We start from the raw sequence: 17,883 nt of genomic DNA, 5'->3' as shown, positions 1-17,883 counted from the left end.
CCATGACCCCGGCGCAGGCAGACATAGCGACTATCGCACAATGGCTCACGGATACGTCGCGGATGCGTCGCACCCCCTTGGGCAAGGACCAAGTGCTTGTCGGCCCATACGCCACGTTACTTGGCGTAGACCCCGGCGGCACCGATTGGCCCGACTTGTCCGGGCTGGCAGAAAACGGGCTTGCCCTATTTGTGCCCACAGGTCAGATGCCCGCCACGATGCCAAAGGCCCGGCTGGACATGAAGCCGTATGGCCATGGACCGCTTGTAGGGCGGGTCGATCACCTGTTTGGGCATAAGCTGGGCGAGGACCTGCCCGACGTGCTGACAATCGCTCTAGACGACCCTGCCGTGAGCCTCACGGACGCGCTTCTAGCGGAAGGGCTGGGCGATCTGGACCTAGACGAAGTGGCGGTGCTTGCCTGCCCCCTGTGGACAATTCCAGCGACCGACCGGGCGGAAGTCACCCGCCTGTGCAAGCACCCATAGGATCGAACGCAGCGGGGTATTGGTACTGCCCTTCAACGTGTTCGTAGGCGGTGGTATCTGCGTTGGTGCGCCGCCGAGGCCGCGTCTCATAGAGGCGCGGCCTTTATCCGCCGTCACCACTGTTGCCGCCATTGCCGTCGCGGCTGGGAAAGATATACCGCAAGACGATATAGTATAGGCCAATGACTTGGATCGTAGCGCCAGAAATGAGTGCAATTAGAACTTCGTCTGAGCGGGACGACCAAATCAGCAGGCCCGCGACAATCAATAGCCAAACACAAAGCAAGCCGTAAGTGGCCCACGAAAACTGCTTTCGCAGCTCAATATCCTGTTCATAGTCTTTGATCTTGGCGTTGTTGAACCGTGACGTATAGTTGTCGGGTTCGGACGACGCACCTTCGGCGTCGTCCAAGACCACAAGGCCGGTTGTTGCGGGCTTTGGAGTTGCGTCAGCGTCAGTGCTGTCGGCTTCCTTCGACTTTTGCACTATATACCTGTTCAATCAACTCATTTGGAATGGTTGGCTTTCCAGACAAGTCACGCTTTTCGGCAACTAGCGTCCACGGTTCACCGGGGGCGTGCGTCGCGTTTGAAAGCTGAATGCCGGAATGCTTCTTGTACGAATTCCACACCGATTCAAGATACGGTTCAAGTTCGCCAGCGTATACCGGCGTTTCAATCTCGAATTTTCCGCCGTGCGTCGCAAAGCGCGTCCCAAGCTTCTTGATGGGACCACGCCCGGCGTTTTTGAACTCTATATAGAGGTCGCGGACGACGGGGCCGTGCGGCCAAGCTTCGATGTCCTCATCAAAGAGGGGGCCGCACTTGTTGCCGAGATACCAAGCGTGCGCATAGTAAACCAGCTTGTAGAGTTTGAGTTGATCGACCGCAGGAACGTTTGGTTCGTTCTTCGCACGGTCCAAAAACCAGTTAGCAACCGCCATCGCAGAGGTCGGCGCACAAACAGTAGCATTCATCGCATCCTCCTTTGCTAGCTGCTTTGCGTTCGTGGTTCAGGTCAAAGACCTTATCCACATTTTATGAACATATGGTAGCGAACCGCCCATTTCGTCAAGGGGAAAGCCCTTCAAATCCCATGGGTAGATCATGGGTAGAGCTGATTGATCGCCAAATTAATCAATCAAATCAATGGGTGATGGCGGAGACGAAGGGATTCGAACCCTCGATACCGTTTCCGGTATACTCCCTTAGCAGGGGAGCGCCTTCGACCACTCGGCCACGTCTCCGCTGACCCGTATATGGGGCAGGCTGGGGGGACACAAGACCCAAATTGACGATTTTTCGAATTCCTTTTGTGCCGCAGCCAAAGGGGGGGCGCCTTATCCGCGATAGCGTTTCACCTTGCTGGCCTGAAGGCTGTAGCCCACTTCGGCGAGGCCGGTGCTGGTGGCCATGCTGTGGAAAACGCCGGTCACTTCGACGGGGTCAAACAGATCCCGCATGTCATACGGCGTTTGCGCCGTCACCAACACCAGCTGATTGGCGGGCGGTGGTGGCACGTGAATGCAGGCACCGACAAAAGGGGCCAGAATAAACTCAGAAACGCCGGAGGCCCCAAAATCCAGCGGGACCACAAAACCGGGCAGGCGCACCATCATGCCATCAAACGCCTTTGTCACGCGCTTGGCTTCGGGTTGGTCAAAGCCGGTCGTGAGCTGACCATGCTGCACCACGCCAATCCCGCGCAGCTGCTTGAGCAATTGGCCTGTGTCGCCTTCCGGAATCAACTCAGCCCACGCCAGAGTGAGCACTTCATCGGCCCAGGCCCGTGTGGCGAGCGGGAGTGTGGCCGCAGCAAGGGCTATCCGCAAAAACTGGCGTCTTGAAGCTGTCACTGGCCCATCTCCTTAAGTTTTGTGCCTCACAAGCGCAGCTGCATGCCGTCACTCAAGGACAGTCGATAGGCGCGCAGCGCAGGCAAAAGGCTCACAATTGTGCCCGCACAGACCACGGCGCAGAGCACCAGATATTCTCGCGCTGTTGGCAGGCTGATCTCAAGATATAGTCCAAATGCCGCATCCACATAGCTGCGCGCAAGAAACAATCCCGTGTAAAGTAGACCCACGCCCAAGAGCACGGCCAAAAGGCTCATCAACATGGCCTCCGTCATCAGCAGGCCCAGAATGGTGCGGGGTTTTGCGCCAATGGCGCGCAGTAGGGCCATCTCTCGACGCCGCTCATTCAGGCCTGAGAAAATCATCGCCACCATGCCCAGCAGCGCGGTCATCACCACCATCACGGAGACCCCAAGTAGGGCTGTCTCTGCCACGCCAATCAGGCTCCAGAGTTCGCTGAGGGCCACGCCGGGCAGGATCGCGAGCAGGGGCTCCTCTGAATAGTCGTTGATCCAGCGCTGCAAACCAAAGATCTGCAGCCGTGACTGGGTGCCAATCAATGCGGCGGTGACGGCCTTGGGGGTGAGGTCCATCTTACGGGCGTCTTCGGCGCTGATGGGTGTCTGGGAGCGCCCACCGCCCTGCCAGTCGATATGGATCGCCTCAATGGCCTGCAGGCTGACAAAGACGGTGCGGTCTACGGGGGTGCCGGTCTTTTGCAAAATGCCTTTGATGCGAAAGGGTTTGTCGTCATGTTCGGTGAAAGAGGCCACGCCATGGGCCACCACGATTTCATCGTTCAGCGCATAGTTTAGCTCTGCGGCCACATCGGCCCCCACCACTGCGTCAAACAGATCTTCAAACGCCGCACCCTGCGCAAAATCGACATCCCGTCCGCCACGATATTTGTAGCGCTCAAAAAACGCTTCCGTCGTGCCCAAGACGCGAAAGCCTCGGTGACTGTCTCCGAGGGACAGGGGCACAATCCAATCCACCTCGGGGCGGGCGGCGATGTCCTGATAGCTTTGCCAGGTCACATTGTTGGTGGCATTGCCCACGCGGAAGACCGAGTAAAGCAAAAGCTGTACCCCGCCAGAGCGCGCGCCCATGATCAGGTCGGTGCCCGAAATTGTATCGGCAAAACTGGCTTTGGCGCCGGTGCGGATTTTTTCCACACCGAGGAAGAGCGCAACAGAAAGGGCAATGGCAAAAATCGTCAGCCCTACGGTCAGCCCCCGGCTCAGCAGGGATTTGAGGGCGAGCCGCAACAGGATCATAGCGGACCTCCCATGGTGCGCGGCGATGTGCGTGTCACCTCTGCGATTTCGGAGAGGTCAAGGCAGCGGTCAAACGCCTGTGCGAGCCGCTCATCGTGGGACACCATGATAAGCGTCGCCCCGGCGGCTTGGGTTTGTGTCATCAGCACGTCAAGGAAAGCTGCCTGAGCCGTGGCATCGAGCGCGGAGGTCGGCTCATCCGCCACGATCAGGCGGGGCCGCCCCAAAAGAGCGCGGGCCGCCGCCACCCTTTGCTGCTGCCCAATGCTGAGTTCGCGTGTGTCGGCCTGCTCTACCAGTTCTGGCGCCAGCCCCAGCGCCGAGGTCAACCGCAGGGCCTCTTCTTTCGGGGTTTCCACGCGCTGCCGTCGCAATTTGGCAAAGGAGAGCGGCAGCAGGATGTTTTCCAAGGGCGAGGCATAGGGCAGCAGATTGAACATCTGAAAAATCACGCCGATGTGGTCGGCGCGAAAGGCATCCCGCGCCGCCGGGCGCAGCGCGCCAAGATCCGTGCCGTCAATCTGCACATGGCCTGCGTCGGCTGTTATAATGCCACAGATCAGGCTCAGTAGCGTGGATTTCCCGCTGCCGCTTTCTCCCAGCAGAAAGAGTTTTTCCCCTTCTGCGACCGAAAGCTCTGGTACAGAGAGGGCAAAGCCTGTGCGCCCCTGCCATTCAAATTGCAGGTCTTTGAGAGAGAGGAAGGGGCGCATAAAAGCGTGTTATCCTTGACGGTTAGTTCAGTTCCACATCAGGGGCATCGCGAGAGGCTTCAACGGCGCGCGCGCCCGCTTCGGTCACCACCTGTACCTCCAATTCTTCCGCATTTGGGAAGACATTGAAATAGGCCAAAGTGATCGCGCTCACTTTTGACGCATCTGCACAGCTCAGGCTGTAGTGCGCATGGAACTCAGAATGCGCGTCCTCGTCAGCGTGGGCGTCATGCTCATGGCCGTCGTGATCTTCTTTCTCATGTGCATGGTCGTCGTGATCATGGTCATCATGACCGTCGGTTTTTGCGTGATCGTCATGGTCGTGGTCATGATCGTCATGTTCTTCATGCTCATCCCCGTCATGCAGCGCCACCTCCACCGAGGCCACCTCACAGCCCGCCGCTGTTGGCAGGGCAAACAGGCTCAGCGGATCTTTCAATTGCGCCATGCCCTTTTGAAGCGTCGCTTTGTCCGCGTCTGTGGTTGCCGCATGTTCAAAGCCCACAATATCAAATCCCGGCACGTCCAACTCCAGCGCGATGGTGTTCCCGTCCACCGCGATGTTGAGCGCTCCATGTCCATGTTCATGGGCGTCCAGCGCGCGTTTTTCCTCTGCTAAGGCGGGCAGGGCGGCTCCGATCAGAGTGGTACACAGCAAAGTTGTTTTCAGTGTCATGGAAGGCTCCCGGGAAATGACATCAAAATTGAGCAACTTGTTATGTTATTGCATTTCATATCGCAAGGGATCAAGGGCCGCCGCCGCACAGATGCGCGGCATCTCGCGTATATGCGGATAAAAGAAAGCGGGCGTGTCACCACACGCCCGCTCATCGCGTCAAGGATTCAGAAAACCCGGTCTAAGCTCCTGTGAAACCCGGTTTATTTGGCGTCAAAACAGGTTTGCTTCTGCACGCCCAGACCCGCGATGCCCAATTCCATTTTGTCTCCAGCCTTCAGGTAGGTCTGTGGGGTTTGCCCCATGCCCACGCCCGGAGGTGTGCCGGTGGAGATCACATCCCCCGGCTGCAGGCTCATGAACTGAGACAGATGTGAGATCACTGTGGCCACGTCAAAATGCATCGTCTTGGTGGATCCGTCCTGATAGCGGTGTCCGTTCACTTCCAGATACATCGCCAGATCCTGTGGATCGGCAACCTCATCCCGTGTCACCAGCCATGGGCCAATGGGGCCAAAGGTGTCACAGCTTTTGCCCTTCACCCACTGGCCGGAGCGGTGCAGCTGAAAGTCACGCTCTGACAGGTCGTTGACAACACAATAACCAGCCACGTGGTCAAGTGCCTCTTCGCGGCTGACGTATTTGGTATGTTTGCCAATCACCACGCCCAGTTCAACTTCCCAGTCGGTTTTGACGGATGTGCGCGGGATCTCCACGTCATCGTTGGGGCCCATGATCGCGGAAGTGGCTTTGAAGAAAATCACCGGCTCTTCGGGCAGGGCCATGCCAGATTCCGCCGCGTGGTCCGCATAGTTCAGGCCGATACAGATGAATTTGCCAACCGCGCCAACACAGGCGCCAATGCGGGGATCGCCCTCAACCACAGGCAGGCTGTTGAGATCCAGGCCGCGCAGGGTGTTCAGACTGGCATCGCTCAACGCATCGCCTGCGATGTCGTCCAACACGCCGGAGAGATCGCGGATCGCTCCATTGTCATCCAGCATGCCGGGTTTCTCTGCCCCAACGGGGCCATAGCGCAAAAGTTTCATGTACGTGTCCTTTCTAGCTCAGATGGTCCAGCCGCCGTCGATGGCGAAAGGCTGGCCCGAAGTGTATTTGCTGGCGTCGCTGGCCAGATAGAGCGCGAGTTCCGCGATTTCATCCGCGGTCCCAATACGGCCCATCGGCTGGCGGGCAATGAAATCGCTCATGGCTTTCTCATAGTCTCCTGTAGCGCGCAGGCGGTCATGCAGGCTGGGGCTGTCGACCGTGCCGGGGCAGATGGCGTTGCAACGGATACCCTGCGCCACGTAATCGGCGGCCACAGATTTGGTCAAGCCGATCACCGCACCTTTGGAGGCGCAATAGGCAAAGCGGTTTGGAACGCCTTTCATAGAAGATGCGACCGAGGACATGTTGATGATGGAGCCGCCGCCATTTTCCAACATGGCTGGGAGTGTCAGCTGAATGAGCCGGTACATGGCCTTGACGTTCAGATCAAAGCTGAAATCCCAGTCCTTTTCTGAGCAGTCCAGAATGGTGCCATTGGCAACAAAGCCCGCACAGTTGAACAACACGTCCAGTGCGGGCAGGTCCGCGGCCGCCGCAGTCACTGCGGCGGCATCGGTGACATCCAGTTTCAGCGGGGTGACATTTTCAAATTTGGAGAGCTCCGCCAATGCAGCCTCATTGATGTCGCTGGCGATCACCTTTGCGCCCTCTGCCACAAAAAGTTCGACGGTGGCGCGGCCAATGCCTTGGCCTGCGGCGGTGATCAATGCGTTTTTTCCGGCCAGACGGCCTGTTGTCTCAGTCATGTTGGAAAGTCCTTATGCGTGCTCAGGGAGCAGGGGTGCAGGGATGTTCTGATAGCAAACTGGGCGCAGGAAGCGACGTATGGAGAGTGTGCCCACAGAGGTTGCGCCAAAGTTCGTAGAGGCGGGGTAGGGGCCGCCATGCACCATGCTGTCTGCCACTTCGACGCCGGTTGGGAAACCATTGGCCAGAAGGCGTCCGGCTTTGCGTTCCAGCAGAGGCAAAAGCCGCTGTGCTTCGGAGCTGTCTGCGTCATCCATATGCAGGGTGCAGGTCAGTTGGCCTTCAACCGCACGCGCCACGTCTTGCATTTGCTGCATATCTCGCACGCGGACCAGAACGCCGAGCGGGCCAAACACTTCTTCCTGCAGGGAGTGATTGGCCAGCCAGTCATCCCCGGACACAGTGAAAAGATAGGGAGTGGCGCTGCGGTCATCGCGGGCCGTCCCGACAACCTGCGTCGTGCCTGCCGCATCCGCAAAGCGGGTCGCGCCAAGGCGATAGGCATCAGCGATGCCGTCTGTTAGCATGGTTTGTGCATCCACTGCGTTCAGGGCCGTTTCTGCTGCTGCCTGCAAGGCATCTGCCGCCGCGCCTTCAATGACCACGGCAATGCCCGGATTGGTGCAGAATTGTCCGGCGCCCATGGTCAGTGACCCGGCCCAACCAGTGCCAATTTCCGCCCCGCGCGCGCTTGTGGCGGCGGGCAGAACAAACATGGGGTTGACCGAACCGAGCTCCCCAAAGAAGGGAATCGGATCCGGGCGTTGGGCGCAGATATCAAAGAGCGCTCGTCCCGCTTTCAGGGACCCCGTGAACCCTACGGCACGGATCAGCGGATGCTGTGCCAATGCTGTGCCTACCTCGATGCCATCACTCTGTATCAGAGAGAAAACGCCGGGATGCACATCCGTGCGAGCAATCGCAGCGGCAATGGCCTGAGCCACGATCTCACCAGTGCCGGGGTGCGCAGGATGGCCTTTGACCACCACCGGGCAGCCGGCGGCAAGCGCTGCTGCCGTATCACCGCCCGCTGTGGAGAAGGCGAGTGGGAAGTTGGAGGCACCAAAGACAGCAACCGGCCCGATTGGGCGTTGGATCATGGTCAGTTCCGGGCGCGGTAGCGGGGCGCGATCGGGCAGGGCCTCATCATGACGGCGATCAAGGTAGTCTCCTGCCTCAATATGATCCGCAAAAAGGCGCAGCTGACCGGTTGTACGGCCGCGCTCACCTTCCAGACGCGCGGCAGGCAGCCCGCTCTCTTCCGTGCCTATCTGTGTGATCAGCGCACCACGCGCGTCGATTTCTTCGGCGATGGCGCGGAGAAAAACTGCGCGCTCCTGCCGTGAAGACCAGCCGAAACTGGCAAAGGCCTCTTCGGCAGCCTGCACGGCGGCATCCACATCCGCAGCTGTGCCAATCGCGAAATTGTGGCTTTCCCCGAAAGCTGGGGAGGAGGCAAAATTGTTGGCGCCGCCGACCCAGTTTCCGGCAATCAGATGTTTTCCTGTCAGCATTTTAAAGGCTTTCTTATAGCAGGCCGCGTTGGGCCAGATTGCGCATCAGTTGAGAGGCGCCAAAACGCCATTCGTCACACTCCGTCGACAGGCGCACCGTATTGGTCAATGCCCCCAGTTGGTCATTTGCGATGGTCACCACATCGCCCAGCTTATGAGTAAAGCCGCCACCGGGGGTGTCCCGGTCCTGCGTCGGCGCAAAGAGCGTGCCCAAAAACAGCATCAGCCCATCTGGATATTGGTGATGGCGTCCGATCGTTTGGCGTACCAGATCTGCAGGATCCCGGCTGATCTGTGACATGGATGAATGCCCGTTGAGGATAAACCCATCAGTCCCTGCCACGGTTAGCGTCAGATCCGCCTTGCGCACATCATTGAGCGAAAATGTTTCATCAAACAGGCGGATCATCGGGCCAATTGCACAGGATGCGTTGTTGTCTTTAGCCTTGCTCAGAAGCAGGGCCGAGCGGCCCTCAACATCGCGCAGATTCACGTCATTGCCGAGCGTCGCGCCCTTGATTTCCCCTTGCGACGTCACCGCCAGCACAACTTCGGGCTCCGGGTTGTTCCAAGTGGAGATCGGATGCAGCCCCACGTCTGCACCGTGGCCCACAGAAGACAGCACCTGCGCCTTGGAGAAGACCTCCGCATCCGGGCCAATGCCTACTTCAAGATATTGACTCCAGAGGCCTTCGGCGATCAGCGCTTGTTTGACTTCCTCCGCCGCTTCCGAGCCTGGCACGATGTTAGACAGGCTGTCGCCAATGCGTGCGCCAATCCGATCGCGGATGGCTTCGGCCTTCGCAGGATCGCCCGCCGCCTGTTCTTCGATCACACGCTCTACCATGGAGCCTGCAAAGGTCACGCCGCAGGCTTTCACCGCCTGCAGATCGCAGGGGGCAAGCCATGCATGCCCCGCATTTAGGGGGCCAAGCGCTGTGCCGGGGGCGGTGCGTGTATAGGTCGCTGCATCGTCTCGTTCCAGAATGTCGCGCACGGTTGGCGCCTCTTTGGAGGTGATATCCATCACCTCTCCGTCGCGCAGGGTCACAACACAGGGGCCAACACCAGGGCGTTCCACGCGCCCAAGCCAAAGCCCGGTTTGATCTAGTGTCAGGTCTGTCATATCACTCTCTGAAGTTGTAGGCGCGGGCCGCATTGCCACCGAGTATGGCAGCGCGGTCGGTGTCGCTCAGGTCGCTTAGCAAAGCGTCGGTTGTTTCAAGCCAGCGTGCATAGCTGCTCGCCAATGTGCACACGGGCCAGTCGCTGCCCCAAATCAGGCGCTCAGGGCCAAAGGTTGTCAGCAGATGATCCACATAGGGGCGCAGATCCTCCGTGCGCCAATCCTCTGCAGCTTCCGTGACCATGCCGGAGAGTTTGCAGAACGCCTGTGTTTCCTGTGCCAGTGCGGTCATGTCTTCGGCCCATCCCGCTATCTCGCCATCGCGAATGTAGGGCTTTGAAGCGTGGTCAATCACCACCCGCATGTCTCCATGGCGCTTCAATAGCTTACGCAAATTGCCTAGATGCGGCGGCAAGGTCAGCGCATCAAAGGTCAGATCCTGTGCCACCAGCGCCTCAAAGGCCGGTGTTAAGGCATCCCCGAGCATCCAGTCTGGATCAGCGATGTCCTGTATCATCGGGCGCAATCCGACGAGGGCGGCATCTGCCGCCAACGTCTCAATCTGATAGGGCGCGTCTGCGGCGTCAAAGTCGACCCAGCCGACCACGCCTTTGATAAAATCGTGCTCGGCCGCAAGGCTGAGCATGAACGTGGTTTCCGCCACCGTTGGGGCAGCCTGCACCAGAACCGTCCCCTCAATCCCTGCCTGCGCGAGCAGCGGCGACAGGTCATCGGGTAGAAAGTCACGATAGATCGGAGCAAGCGTTTCTGTCAGCCAGCCGTAGTCGCCACGCGCCAGTGACCAGAAATGCTGATGCGCATCAATCCTCATCCGATCACGCCTTTTTTCAGAATGATATTGCCATAGAGCCGGCGCTCACCAGTCTGTACGACGGCAAAGGCCGAAGCGGCGCGTGCATAAAACGCAAAGCGCTCCAACGTCTGTACCGGCACCGGGTTGTCAGCGGTTGCATCAATGATCCGCTGAAAATCCGACACGGCTTCTGGCAGGGCATCAGGATCTCCGACCACCTGCATGGTCAGCGCCGGATCAGGCACGAAGCTGTCCAGCGGCATCACGGACAGCACGGCCTCAAGGATTTCGCTTGCGCTGGAGCCATCCGCACGCAGACAGGTCGGGCCGCTGCTGCTTCCAGGGAAGTTTGCATCGGCGATGACGATCTCATCGCCATGACCCATGGCGCGCAGACAGTGCAGCAGATCGGGCGACAGGAGCGGATTGATGTTACGCAGCATCAGAACGCTCCGATGGCAGTGGTGCATCCGGCCTGATCAACCCTTCACTGCGCAGATCATGCCACAGGCCGTCGGGTATGATAGTATCCATCAGGCGGGCATTTGCGCTGACTTCTGCGCCGGACACGGCTCCGGGCACAACGGTTTTGACACAGGGGTGACCCAGCACAAACTGCAAGGCCGCGGCAATCAGGGGCGTGTCATGGGCAGCGCAGACCGCTTCGATTTTGCGTACTCTGTCCATGATGTGCTCTGGCGCTGTGTCGTAGTTGTATTTTGCGCCTTCCACCGCGCCGGTGGCGAGAATGCCGGAGTTGTAGGGCCCGCCCAGAATGATGCCCACATCCCGTTTTTCGCAAAGGGGCAAGAAGCTGTCGAGCGCCTCTTGCTCCAAAAGCGTGTAGCGTCCAGCCAGCAGGAAGCCGTCAAAATCGCCCAGACCGAGCAGTTTTTCACAGACCTGCCACTCATTCACACCGGCGCCAATCGCGGCGATCTCTCCCGCGTCACGCAACTCGGTCAGTGCCCGATATCCACCGCCATCAAATAATTCCCGCACCTTGGCATCAGAGGCCTCCTGGCTGCCCTGACTGAACACACAGACATCATGCACAAGCAGAATATCCACGTTTTCCACACCCAGACGGGCCTTGCTGGCCTCATAGGACCGCATCACGCCATCATACGTGTAGTCAAAAACGATACGCTTCTGTGGGACATCCACAAAAGCTTCCGGTGTCACCTCATGGGGCTCGCAATCTACAAGCAGTCGGCCAATCTTGCTGGACAGCTGAATGGTGTCGCGTCCAAAGCGCGCGATCGCCTCGCCAAAGCGCATCTCTGAGCGGCCAAGCCCATATTGAGGCGCGGTATCGAAAAAGCGCACCCCGACATCATGAGCGGTTTGCAAGGCATCCTGCGCATCTGCGTCGCTGACTTTGCGATACAGATTGCCCAGAGGAGCGCCGCCAAAGCCCATCTGGGTCAGCGGGACTGGTCGGGATGTGCGGTTGTTCAGAAGGCGCGTTTGGGAAATGGACATCGGGTCTCTCTCTATGCCTGAGGCGCGTTAAAAAGGGTGGGTTTGGTGCTGTACAGCTCTTCAATCCGCGGCATCAGTTGGCCAAGGTGGTGACGCATTTGGGCCTGCGCGGCAGCTTCGTCTCCGGCGCAGATTGCTTCGAAGATGGCGCGATGCTCATCCAGTGTCTCTGCGACACGCCCCTGCGTTGGCAGCATCAGTAAGCGTGCGCGCCGCACTTGCAAAGAGACGGTTTGGGCCACAACCGGCAGGCGCTGAAAGCCGGTGAACTCCATCAGAAGGTTGTGAAATTCTTCATCGGCTTCATAAAATCCTGCGATGTCCCCGTCTTCGACCAGAAGCTCCTGCATGCGCATGTTGCGGCTCAACCGCTTGCGTTGCTCTTCTGTCAGGTCGCGTGTCACCTTGGCGATCGTGGCCAGTTCCAGAGCTTCGCGCAGGAACACACCTTCCCGAATTTCAGACATGGAAAAGTAGGACACATGTGTGCCGGATTGCGGCACCACATCCACCAGCCCCTCTGAGGCCAGTCGGGCAATCGCTTCAGTGACAGGCGCACGGGAGACACCCAGCCGCTCACAGATCGGCGCCTTGCGCAGATTGGCACCGGGAGGGAAGTCTAGCGCCAGAATGGCGTCTTTCACAGACAGGTAAACACGCTGCGCGAGGGAGCCTTCAGAGGGGCTCGTGTCTCGCAGTAAGCTGGCATCAATATCAACAATTTTGGTCATACTAAGATGAATATCATGCTAACATGTTAGTTGACAAGTGATGTTTTGCAGCCTAGCAAAATGGGGAAGGCAAGCGAGAACATCATGCAAGCACCACAAAAAAACACAGGAAATCAAAGCGCTAATGGGGATGTGCTGCGACTCAGCCCATCTGACAACGTTGTGATCGCGCTGCGAGAGCTGGCAGCGGGGGAGCGTGTCGCCCATGTGCCAGAGCCCCTTACCAGTGCAGTTACCCGTGGTCATAAAATCGCGTTGCAGCCCATCGCAGCGGGTGAAAACGTCATCCGCTACGGGCAGATCATCGGCGAGGCCAAGGCGGACATTACGACGGGTGATCATGTGCATGTGCACAATCTTGGCATGGGAGCGCACCAGCAGGACTATGCTCATGCCTCGGCCTCTGTGCCGCTGTCAGAATGCCACGAGGCGCGCACCTTCGATGGTTACCACCGCGCCAATGGCAAAGTAGGGACGCGCAACTACATCGGGATTCTCACCACGGTGAACTGTTCTGGCTCAGTTGCACGCTTCATTGCAGAGGCTGCGGAGAAGGGGGGGCTGCTTGAATCCTTCCCGAATGTGGATGGGATCGTGCCTATTGTGCATGGCACCGGCTGTGGCATGTCGGGTGAAAACGAGGGCTACGCAGCGCTGTTTCGCACGCTCTCCGGCTATGCCCAGCATCCGAATTTCGGTGGTATTCTTCTGATTGGCCTTGGCTGCGAGGTGATGCAGGTCGCCAGCCTTGTCGGCGGACAGCCAATCCGGGCAGATGGCGCGCTGCGCTACATGACAATTCAACACGAAGGCGGCACGCGCCGCACCATCGAGCGGGGGGTTGAGGAACTGCGCGGGATCGCAGAACTCGCCAATCAGGCGAAACGCGCGCCTGCGCCTGTGAGTGAAATCATGGTTGGCATGCAATGCGGCGGTTCAGATGGCTATTCTGGCATCACGGCCAATCCGGCGCTGGGCTATGCGTCCGATCTTCTCGTGCGCCATGGTGGCACCACCATCCTGTCTGAAACCTCCGAAATCTATGGTGCAGAACACCTGCTGACACGGCGCGCCGAAACCGAGGCTGTTGGGGAAAAGCTCATCGAGCGTGTGCGCTGGTGGGAGGATTACACTGAGCGCAACGGCGGCGAGATGGACAATAATCCAAGCCCCGGCAACAAGCGCGGCGGCCTGACAACCATTCTTGAAAAATCGCTCGGCGCCGTCGCAAAAGGCGGCACCGCTCCTCTGCGCGATGTCTATCAGTTTGGTGAAATTATCGACAAACACGGCTTTGTCTTCATGGACAGTCCGGGCTTTGATCCCTGTTCTGTCACAGGGCAGGTGGCCTCCGGCGCCAATCTGATTGTCTTCACCACCGGACGGGGATCTGTGTCCGGCTATCAGCCGACCCCGTGCATCAAACTCGCCACCAATTCCGAGATGTATGCGCGCCTGTCTGAGGACATGGATCTGAACTGTGGCGACATCGTTACCGAAGGGGTGAGCATCGAAGCCAAGGGTGAAGAGCTGTTTGAAATGTTGATCCGCGTCGCATCCGGCGCAGAAACAAAAAGCGAAGCCTTGGGCTTTGGCGGGGTTGAATTTGTCCCCTGGCAAATCGGCGCGGTGATGTAACCGGGCGCCAGTTGGGGAGGACAAAACATTGGGAGGAGAAATGACCAAACTGGTCGAAATGGCGGGAATCGATAAGTTCTTCCCGGGGGTGCATGCGCTCAAACGGGTTGAGTTTGATCTGGCATCCGGTGAAGTCCACGCTTTGATGGGCGAAAATGGTGCTGGCAAAAGCACGCTGATGAAGATTCTGTCGGGAATTTATCAGCGCGACGGGGGCACCCTCAAGATCGAAGGCGCGGAGGTGAACCCGAGTTCTCCAAGCGAAGCGCAGGATCTCGGTATCGGTATCATTCATCAGGAACTCAGCCTGATGAATGACCTGACCGTGGCTCAGAATATCTTCATCGGTCGCGAGCCGCGCAAAAGCTTTGGGCGTCTGGATGAGGCCGCGCTCAATGCGCAAACCGCAGAGATTTTTGCGTCCATGAACCTCAATCTGGATCCGAAAACCATCGTCGGCACCCTGACCATCGCCAAGCAGCAGATGGTAGAAATCGCCAAGGCGCTGTCGTTTCGCTCCAAGGTTCTGATCATGGATGAACCCACGGCCGCGCTCAATGACGCGGAGATTGCGGAACTGTTCACCATCATTCGCCGCCTGAAGTCGGAGGGTGTCGGTATCGTCTACATCAGTCACAAGATGGATGAGCTGAAACAGATTGCTGACCGCGTGACGGTGATGCGGGACGGTGAATATGTGGGTGTCGTTCAGGCCGCAGACACGCCGATCAGTCAGATCATCGCTATGATGGTGGGGCGCGAAGTCACCGAAGAGCCTCTGGATGTGCCCGATCTCACCGGTGCAGAAGTGTCGCTTCAGGTGTCCGGGCTGAGCCGGGGGCGTGACATTCAGGATGTCAGCTTCGCAGTGCAGCGCGGTGAGATTTTGGGGTTTGCTGGCCTCATGGGGGCAGGGCGCACCGAAGTGGCGCGCGCGCTCTTTGGCGCGGATGCCAAGGATGCAGGGGTGGTGAAGGTGCATGGCCAGACTGTCAGCATCAAGTCTCCAAGCGATGCCGTACGCGCAGGCATCGGCTACCTGTCTGAGGATCGGAAACACTTTGGCCTCGCAACAGGCATGAACGTGCGGGACAATGTGGCGCTCGCCTCGCTGGATCTGTTCTCTTCTGCGGCTGGGGTGCTCAATGAAGCGGGCATGGCGCAGACCGCAGAGAAATACATCGCACAGCTGGGCATTCGCACCCCGTCTGACACGCAGGAGGTACGCCTGTTGTCCGGGGGCAATCAGCAGAAGGTCGTGATCGCCAAATGGCTGCTGCGTGACTGTGACATTCTGATTTTTGACGAACCCACGCGCGGCATCGATGTGGGGGCCAAATCTGAAATCTACAAACTGCTCGAAGACCTCGCAGCAGACGGCAAGACGATCATCGTGATCTCCTCTGAATTGCCGGAAATCATGCGCCTCAGCCACCGTATCGCGGTGATGTGCGAAGGCCGGCTGACCGGCATTCTGCCGGGCGGCAAAGACACCACTCAAGAAGACATCATGCAACTGGCCACTCAAAGGGAAGCGGTCATGCAGGTAGCGGAGACAGTACAATGAGCACGGCCACCGACGTAAACGAGAAATCGCCCCTTTCAGGGCTTGGGGAATCCGGGGCCTATCAAAAACTCTTGGCCTTCGCGAGCTTGATCGTTCTGTTGATCGGTTTCTCGATTGCCTCGCCAAACTTCATGCAAACATCCAATATGATCGCCATCCTGCAGGCCACCTCGGTCAATGGCGTTCTGGCAGTGGCAGCCACGCTGGTGATCATCACTGGCGGAATTGATCTCTCCGTTGGCACGCTTATGACCTTCTGCGCGGTGATCGCTGGTGTTGTGCTCACCTATTTGGGCATGCCGCTTCTGCTCGGGGTCGCAGCGGCGATTGCCGCGGGTGCACTCTGCGGCCTGTTGTCTGGCACATTTGTGGCCAAGATGAAAATTCCGCCCTTTATCGCCACCTTGGGGATGATGCTGATCCTGAAAGGCCTTTCGCTGGTGATTTCCGGCACGCGGCCGATCTACTTCAATGACACGCCGGGGTTTGACCAGATCTCGCGCGGCTCCCTGATTGGCAAAGTGATCCCATCTCTGCCGATCCCAAATGGGGTGCTTATCCTGTTCATCGTTGCGATTGCCGCAGCATACATCCTGAGCCGTACCGTGCTGGGCCGTTACACCTTTGCTTTGGGGTCTAACGAGGAGGCCGTGCGCCTGTCCGGTGTGAACACCGATCGCTGGAAAATGCGCATCTATGCACTGGCCGGTGGCATTTGCGGCATCGGCGGCATTCTAATCGCCTCGCGTTTGAACTCCGCGCAGCCTGCTCTGGGGCTGGGCTATGAGCTTGAGGCCATCGCCGCCGTTGTGATTGGGGGTACGTCGCTTTCCGGTGGTCGTGGCACCATTCTGGGTACGTTAATCGGCGCTCTGATCATGGCTGTGCTCACCAACGGGCTGCGTGTGCTTTCGGTGGCGCAGGAATGGCAGACCGTTGTCACCGGCGCGATCATCATTCTTGCGGTCTATGCCGACATGGTGCGCCGCAACAAATCCGGGTGAAACCCGGCGGTGTCGGGGCCATGCCCCGTCATCCCACAATTCCTACGAATTGCATGACTTATACATGGAGGAGAAAATCATGCTGACACGTCGTTTTATTCTAGGGGCCCTTGGTGCCGCTGCGATGAGCGTACCGGGATCCCTGGCTGCGGCCGAGGAGATGTACATCCCGCTGGTTTCCAAAGGGTTCCAACACCAGTTCTGGCAAGCGGTTAAGCTCGGTGCAGAGCAGGCTGCAGACGAGTTTGGTGTGCGCATCACCTTCGAAGGTCCAGACAATGAGACCATGGTGGATCGTCAGATCGACATGCTCGCAGCGGCACTGGCCAACAAGCCAGCTGCAATTGGCTTTGCGGCGCTGGACAGCCAGGCGGCGATCCCTCTGCTGCGTCAGGCCAACGATGCAGGCATCCCAATCGTCGCCTTTGACAGCGGCGTAGACAGCGACATCCCGCTGGCCACCGCCACCACCGACAACGCTGCAGCGGCGGGCATGGCCGCTGACAAAATGGCGGAACTGATCGGTGGCAAAGGCAAAGTGGCCGTTGTGGCCCACGACCAGACCAGCCGCACGGGCATCGACCGTCGCGATGGCTTCGTAAACCGCATCGAAGCCAACTATCCCGACATCGAAGTGGTGACCGTACAATATGGTCAGGGGGATCACCTGAAATCCACTGAGGTGACCAAGGCGATCCTGACAGCAAACCCTGATCTGAATGGCATCTTTGGCACCAACGAAGGCTCCGCCATCGGTGTGGTGAACGGCGTTCAGGAGCTGGGCACCGAGGGCATCGTGATCATCGGCTATGACAGCGGCAAGGCGCAGACCGACGCCGTACGCAGTGGCCTGATGGCGGGTGCGATCACACAGAACCCAGTGGGCATTGGCTATGAAACCGTTAAGGCGGCGGTCATGGCGACCAAAGGTGAGACCGTGCCTGCGCTGATCGACACTGGCTTTTACTACTATGATGCCTCCAACATCGATGAGCCAAAAATCCAGGCCGTTCTCTACGATTGATTTTGAGTACGGATATCTGACGTCAAAGGCCCGCTCTCCAGCGGGCCTTTTTCTTTCTCCTGCGATAAGCCGCCCTCACACTCCGAAGTGCTGCCTATTTTTTGAACAGTGCTTCTGCCAGTTTCTCCAAAAATAGCAGGGCGGCTCAGACG

Annotated in this window: 19 protein-coding genes and 1 tRNA gene; 5 read left to right on the top strand and 15 right to left on the bottom strand. The window is 58.5% G+C overall.

The features are described 5' to 3' along the window. Window positions 1–2 precede the first annotated feature (2 nt). On the top strand, window positions 3–488 hold the full coding sequence (locus tag J7382_RS10120) for a hypothetical protein (RefSeq protein WP_209068915.1): 486 nt from the start codon (window positions 3–5) through the stop codon (window positions 486–488). Between the two features lie 103 nt (window positions 489–591). Here the strand turns inward: J7382_RS10120 and J7382_RS10115 are convergent, their stop codons facing one another. The 15 genes from J7382_RS10115 to J7382_RS10045 form a co-directional block, all read right to left on the bottom strand. Continuing rightward, window positions 592–975, bottom strand: coding sequence for a hypothetical protein (locus J7382_RS10115; protein WP_209068914.1), 384 nt, complete (start codon window positions 973–975; stop codon window positions 592–594). Next, a complete protein-coding gene (locus tag J7382_RS10110) occupies window positions 944–1,465 on the bottom strand; it encodes a type II toxin-antitoxin system antitoxin SocA domain-containing protein (RefSeq protein ID WP_209068913.1) in 522 nt (173 codons plus the stop codon). Before J7382_RS10110 ends, J7382_RS10115 begins: the two co-directional genes overlap by 32 nt. 180 nt (window positions 1,466–1,645) lie before the next feature. Further along, window positions 1,646–1,735 (bottom strand) — tRNA-Ser (locus J7382_RS10105). A 93-nt stretch (window positions 1,736–1,828) separates the two neighbouring features. Further along, entirely contained in the window at window positions 1,829–2,344 is a 516-nt protein-coding gene (locus tag J7382_RS10100) for a DUF3299 domain-containing protein (protein WP_209068912.1), read from the bottom strand. 26 nt (window positions 2,345–2,370) lie between these two features. Continuing rightward, window positions 2,371–3,618 carry an ABC transporter permease gene (locus tag J7382_RS10095; RefSeq protein WP_209069150.1) on the bottom strand — a complete coding sequence of 416 codons (1,248 nt, stop codon included), beginning with the start codon at window positions 3,616–3,618 and terminating at the stop codon, window positions 2,371–2,373. Then, complete coding sequence (locus tag J7382_RS10090; RefSeq protein ID WP_209068911.1) at window positions 3,618–4,334, bottom strand: ABC transporter ATP-binding protein; 717 nt, start codon at window positions 4,332–4,334, stop codon at window positions 3,618–3,620. Before J7382_RS10090 ends, J7382_RS10095 begins: the two co-directional genes overlap by 1 nt. 22 nt (window positions 4,335–4,356) lie before the next feature. Further along, the gene (locus tag J7382_RS10085) at window positions 4,357–5,010 is read right to left on the bottom strand and encodes a DUF2796 domain-containing protein (RefSeq protein ID WP_209068910.1); all 654 of its coding nucleotides are present in this window, start codon (window positions 5,008–5,010) and stop codon (window positions 4,357–4,359) included. Between the two features lie 203 nt (window positions 5,011–5,213). Beyond that, window positions 5,214–6,059, bottom strand: coding sequence for a fumarylacetoacetate hydrolase family protein (locus J7382_RS10080; RefSeq protein WP_209068909.1), 846 nt, complete (start codon window positions 6,057–6,059; stop codon window positions 5,214–5,216). An 18-nt stretch (window positions 6,060–6,077) separates the two neighbouring features. Further along, complete coding sequence (locus J7382_RS10075) at window positions 6,078–6,827, bottom strand: SDR family oxidoreductase (protein ID WP_209068908.1); 750 nt, start codon at window positions 6,825–6,827, stop codon at window positions 6,078–6,080. Between the two features lie 12 nt (window positions 6,828–6,839). Beyond that, window positions 6,840–8,342, bottom strand: a complete 1,503-nt coding sequence (locus J7382_RS10070) for an aldehyde dehydrogenase (NADP(+)) (protein ID WP_209068907.1) — start codon at window positions 8,340–8,342, stop codon at window positions 6,840–6,842. A gap of 13 nt (window positions 8,343–8,355) precedes the next feature. Next, window positions 8,356–9,468, bottom strand: coding sequence for a fumarylacetoacetate hydrolase family protein (locus J7382_RS10065; protein ID WP_209068906.1), 1,113 nt, complete (start codon window positions 9,466–9,468; stop codon window positions 8,356–8,358). 1 nt (window position 9,469) lies between these two features. Then, window positions 9,470–10,300 carry an amidohydrolase family protein gene (locus J7382_RS10060; protein ID WP_209068905.1) on the bottom strand — a complete coding sequence of 277 codons (831 nt, stop codon included), beginning with the start codon at window positions 10,298–10,300 and terminating at the stop codon, window positions 9,470–9,472. Beyond that, window positions 10,297–10,725, bottom strand: coding sequence for an RbsD/FucU family protein (locus tag J7382_RS10055; RefSeq protein ID WP_209068904.1), 429 nt, complete (start codon window positions 10,723–10,725; stop codon window positions 10,297–10,299). The genes J7382_RS10060 and J7382_RS10055 overlap by 4 nt, the downstream gene beginning before the upstream one ends. Next, complete coding sequence (locus tag J7382_RS10050; protein ID WP_209068903.1) at window positions 10,715–11,767, bottom strand: aldo/keto reductase; 1,053 nt, start codon at window positions 11,765–11,767, stop codon at window positions 10,715–10,717. Before J7382_RS10050 ends, J7382_RS10055 begins: the two co-directional genes overlap by 11 nt. 11 nt (window positions 11,768–11,778) lie before the next feature. After that, on the bottom strand, window positions 11,779–12,498 hold the full coding sequence (locus J7382_RS10045; protein WP_247744945.1) for a GntR family transcriptional regulator: 720 nt from the start codon (window positions 12,496–12,498) through the stop codon (window positions 11,779–11,781). An 84-nt stretch (window positions 12,499–12,582) separates the two neighbouring features. Between J7382_RS10045 and J7382_RS10040 the strand changes: the two genes are divergently transcribed. The 4 genes from J7382_RS10040 (at window position 12,583) to J7382_RS10025 (ending at window position 17,731) form a co-directional block, all read left to right on the top strand. Continuing rightward, window positions 12,583–14,136: an altronate dehydratase family protein gene (locus J7382_RS10040; protein ID WP_209068902.1), complete on the top strand. Its 1,554-nt coding sequence runs from the start codon at window positions 12,583–12,585 to the stop codon at window positions 14,134–14,136. Window positions 14,137–14,176: 40 nt separating this feature from the next. Then, window positions 14,177–15,703 (top strand): sugar ABC transporter ATP-binding protein, encoded by a 1,527-nt coding sequence (locus tag J7382_RS10035; protein WP_209068901.1) that lies wholly within the window; start codon window positions 14,177–14,179, stop codon window positions 15,701–15,703. After that, complete coding sequence (locus J7382_RS10030; RefSeq protein ID WP_209068900.1) at window positions 15,700–16,707, top strand: ABC transporter permease; 1,008 nt, start codon at window positions 15,700–15,702, stop codon at window positions 16,705–16,707. Before J7382_RS10035 ends, J7382_RS10030 begins: the two co-directional genes overlap by 4 nt. Window positions 16,708–16,786: 79 nt before the next feature. Then, window positions 16,787–17,731, top strand: coding sequence for an ABC transporter substrate-binding protein (locus J7382_RS10025; protein WP_209068899.1), 945 nt, complete (start codon window positions 16,787–16,789; stop codon window positions 17,729–17,731). Window positions 17,732–17,883: the final 152 nt, after the last annotated feature.

The sequence above is a fragment of the Shimia sp. R11_0 genome (genome assembly GCF_017744035.1).
GTDB classification, from domain to species: Bacteria; Pseudomonadota; Alphaproteobacteria; order Rhodobacterales; family Rhodobacteraceae; genus Shimia; species Shimia marina.
This window is presented reverse-complemented; position numbering and strand designations above follow the sequence as displayed.

Excerpts from the sequence above, each read along its gene's own strand:
- J7382_RS10120 (WP_209068915.1), top strand. The coding sequence starts at position 3 with ATGACCCCGGCGCAGGCAGACATAGCGACTATCGCACAATGGCTCACG.
- J7382_RS10110 (WP_209068913.1), bottom strand. The coding sequence starts at position 1,465 with ATGAATGCTACTGTTTGTGCGCCGACCTCTGCGATGGCGGTTGCTAAC.
- J7382_RS10090 (WP_209068911.1), bottom strand. The coding sequence starts at position 4,334 with ATGCGCCCCTTCCTCTCTCTCAAAGACCTGCAATTTGAATGGCAGGGG.
- J7382_RS10085 (WP_209068910.1), bottom strand. The coding sequence starts at position 5,010 with ATGACACTGAAAACAACTTTGCTGTGTACCACTCTGATCGGAGCCGCC.
- J7382_RS10080 (WP_209068909.1), bottom strand. The coding sequence starts at position 6,059 with ATGAAACTTTTGCGCTATGGCCCCGTTGGGGCAGAGAAACCCGGCATG.
- J7382_RS10075 (WP_209068908.1), bottom strand. The coding sequence starts at position 6,827 with ATGACTGAGACAACAGGCCGTCTGGCCGGAAAAAACGCATTGATCACC.
- J7382_RS10070 (WP_209068907.1), bottom strand. The coding sequence starts at position 8,342 with ATGCTGACAGGAAAACATCTGATTGCCGGAAACTGGGTCGGCGGCGCC.
- J7382_RS10065 (WP_209068906.1), bottom strand. The coding sequence starts at position 9,468 with ATGACAGACCTGACACTAGATCAAACCGGGCTTTGGCTTGGGCGCGTG.
- J7382_RS10060 (WP_209068905.1), bottom strand. The coding sequence starts at position 10,300 with ATGAGGATTGATGCGCATCAGCATTTCTGGTCACTGGCGCGTGGCGAC.
- J7382_RS10055 (WP_209068904.1), bottom strand. The coding sequence starts at position 10,725 with ATGCTGCGTAACATCAATCCGCTCCTGTCGCCCGATCTGCTGCACTGT.
- J7382_RS10050 (WP_209068903.1), bottom strand. The coding sequence starts at position 11,767 with ATGTCCATTTCCCAAACGCGCCTTCTGAACAACCGCACATCCCGACCA.
- J7382_RS10045 (WP_247744945.1), bottom strand. The coding sequence starts at position 12,498 with ATGACCAAAATTGTTGATATTGATGCCAGCTTACTGCGAGACACGAGC.
- J7382_RS10040 (WP_209068902.1), top strand. The coding sequence starts at position 12,583 with ATGCAAGCACCACAAAAAAACACAGGAAATCAAAGCGCTAATGGGGAT.
- J7382_RS10035 (WP_209068901.1), top strand. The coding sequence starts at position 14,177 with ATGACCAAACTGGTCGAAATGGCGGGAATCGATAAGTTCTTCCCGGGG.
- J7382_RS10030 (WP_209068900.1), top strand. The coding sequence starts at position 15,700 with ATGAGCACGGCCACCGACGTAAACGAGAAATCGCCCCTTTCAGGGCTT.
- J7382_RS10025 (WP_209068899.1), top strand. The coding sequence starts at position 16,787 with ATGCTGACACGTCGTTTTATTCTAGGGGCCCTTGGTGCCGCTGCGATG.